We start from the raw sequence: 1,848 nt of genomic DNA on the forward strand, positions 1-1,848 counted from the left end.
GGAAGAAGCGGAATTAATCGCTAAACAGCAGATTCCCGTGATTTGGGATCGAGATATCGCTAGGGATGCGGAGTTATGCTGCTTTCGCCAACACAACTTTCAGGAGCCTCCAACTTCAATCACTTCTCCTGGAGAGACTTTATCTAATACGCTACAGGCATCTGGCATTAGGGGAAGTAAGTCAGAAAGTTTGTTGCTGGTTGCTACAAGAACAATAACTGCCACTCCAGTTTGCTGTAAATTTTGCTGATAACGCAAATTTTGATCTGTAGTGAGGAGAATCGTGAAACCCTCCTGACTCATCAGCCTCAGCAACTCACCGTTCTTTTTCCCTGACCATCCCATCTCAACAACTGTGCATACCTCGTAATCGGCAAGCTCACGCTTTAACGGGCGTGGGGCGCATTCATCAAGCAGGATTCGCATAGGCTGTCAACATTTCCTTTGCTAATTCAAGGGCTGAGATCGCCTGTTCTCGACTGACACTGGGAAAATGGTCTAGAAATACCTCTAATGAATCACCAGCCTCAAGATAATCAAGTAGGGTTCTCATCGGCACACGAGTTCCTACAAAAACAGGGGTTCCCCCTAGAATGTCGGGATCACTGTGAACAACACGGGATATTAATGCCATAACAAATATATCCAACTGGCTACTAGCTTTTACAGTCATTGTATCCTAAAGTCATTTGTCGGCTCTATACAAGGTGAGGCTCAGGCATGGGACACTTCACTTGACTACTCTGCCTACATCTTGCCGCTAGACCCAAACTAACTTTTGGATACGATGCACAGTTGGCATTCATACCTTGATTCTGCAACGCCTAGACTTACAACTTCAATCAATAGGTATGGTGCGTTCCCCAAAAATCGATCTGTGGAGCGGTAGAAATTGCATTAGGGAACGCACCCTACAGCTCAAACCTAATTCTTTACACTTGACCATATTACGAAAAGAACAATGATATCAACAAATATATGCAGAACCCAGGAAGGTAGCAATGTTGATGATGAATACGATAACTCCTTTTTGAGCAAAGCACTTTCAAATTCCGTTTTCTTCGCAAGTGCATTAAGTTCACTTTCTACTGCGATTACTCTCTTTGTTGCAGCACGTATTCCATAGAAATTTGCAATAAAAAACCCAATGCAAACAATTGTTGCTACTAGAGCTTGGCTATATGAAAGTGAAAAGTCTTTTTTGGAAGAAACCAGCCAACCAATAATTGCGACGACAGCAACTGTATAAAAATTCCAATAAGAACTTACTCGTGACTCCAGCTTATCAGCAACCTCAATGATATCCTTAATCTTTTGATCCATGTCTTAACTCTCTACGTCTCACAGTTAGATTTTCGGCTGCGCCCTCAGCAAGGGTTGAGCGGCATAACGTTCCCGCTCACCAGACGCAGATAACCTTTGCTACCTAGCCGATCGCCTTGCCGTTCCAGTGTATATTGTTAGCCAGATTAGCATCTTGCCAAAAACCTTGTTTAACTAAATTCCTGACAACTAGGCTCATTCTAGCGATGACTCCTATATCTGACCGCACCCCTTGACAAAAATTTATAATTATTCGACCTTTAGCGATCGCTATCGGGGGATCATTGTTTTTTGTTACAGCAGTATGAAGCAGCCTAACTGATGGCTATATTTCCACAGCAATTCTCATTTTAAGGTTTCATGACATAAAAAGCCTTATAACAAGAGGGTTGTACAATTCTTAACAATTTTAGTGATCGCTGAAACGGCGCAAAATCGTTCTGAATTTATTTTTGCTGATATTTCCAGATTATCGCCCGCAGCAAACCAATCTTGAGCGAGAAATCGAGGGATTTATCTATTGAT

3 protein-coding genes and 1 pseudogene are annotated in these 1,848 nt (G+C 42.4%); 1 reads left to right on the forward strand and 3 read right to left on the reverse strand.

Annotated elements, in window-relative coordinates:
• Positions 1 to 67 (forward strand): annotated as a pseudogene (locus MICAI_RS27845) (arginase); the annotation flags it as partial.
• Between the two features lie 32 nt (positions 68 to 99).
• Here the strand turns inward: MICAI_RS27845 and MICAI_RS27850 are convergent.
• From MICAI_RS27850 to MICAI_RS09985, 3 genes are all read right to left on the reverse strand, one after another.
• Positions 100 to 426: a DUF5615 family PIN-like protein gene (locus tag MICAI_RS27850; protein ID WP_002757286.1), complete on the reverse strand. Its 327-nt coding sequence runs from the start codon at positions 424 to 426 to the stop codon at positions 100 to 102.
• Entirely contained in the window at positions 410 to 673 is a 264-nt protein-coding gene (locus MICAI_RS09980) for a DUF433 domain-containing protein (RefSeq protein WP_002799510.1), read from the reverse strand. The genes MICAI_RS27850 and MICAI_RS09980 overlap by 17 nt, the downstream gene beginning before the upstream one ends.
• Before the next feature lie 251 nt (positions 674 to 924).
• The gene (locus MICAI_RS09985; protein WP_039899949.1) at positions 925 to 1,323 is read right to left on the reverse strand and encodes a hypothetical protein; all 399 of its coding nucleotides are present in this window, start codon (positions 1,321 to 1,323) and stop codon (positions 925 to 927) included.
• Positions 1,324 to 1,848: the final 525 nt, after the last annotated feature.

The organism is Microcystis sp. T1-4 (genome assembly GCF_000297435.1).
Lineage (GTDB): Bacteria > Cyanobacteriota > Cyanobacteriia > Cyanobacteriales > Microcystaceae > Microcystis.

What these genes read in the sequence shown, in the direction of transcription:
- MICAI_RS09980 (WP_002799510.1), bottom strand. Translation starts at nt 673, where the DNA reads ATGACTGTAAAAGCTAGTAGCCAGTTGGATATATTTGTTATGGCATTA.
- MICAI_RS09985 (WP_039899949.1), bottom strand. Translation starts at nt 1,323, where the DNA reads ATGGATCAAAAGATTAAGGATATCATTGAGGTTGCTGATAAGCTGGAG.
- MICAI_RS27850 (WP_002757286.1), bottom strand. Translation starts at nt 426, where the DNA reads ATGCGAATCCTGCTTGATGAATGCGCCCCACGCCCGTTAAAGCGTGAG.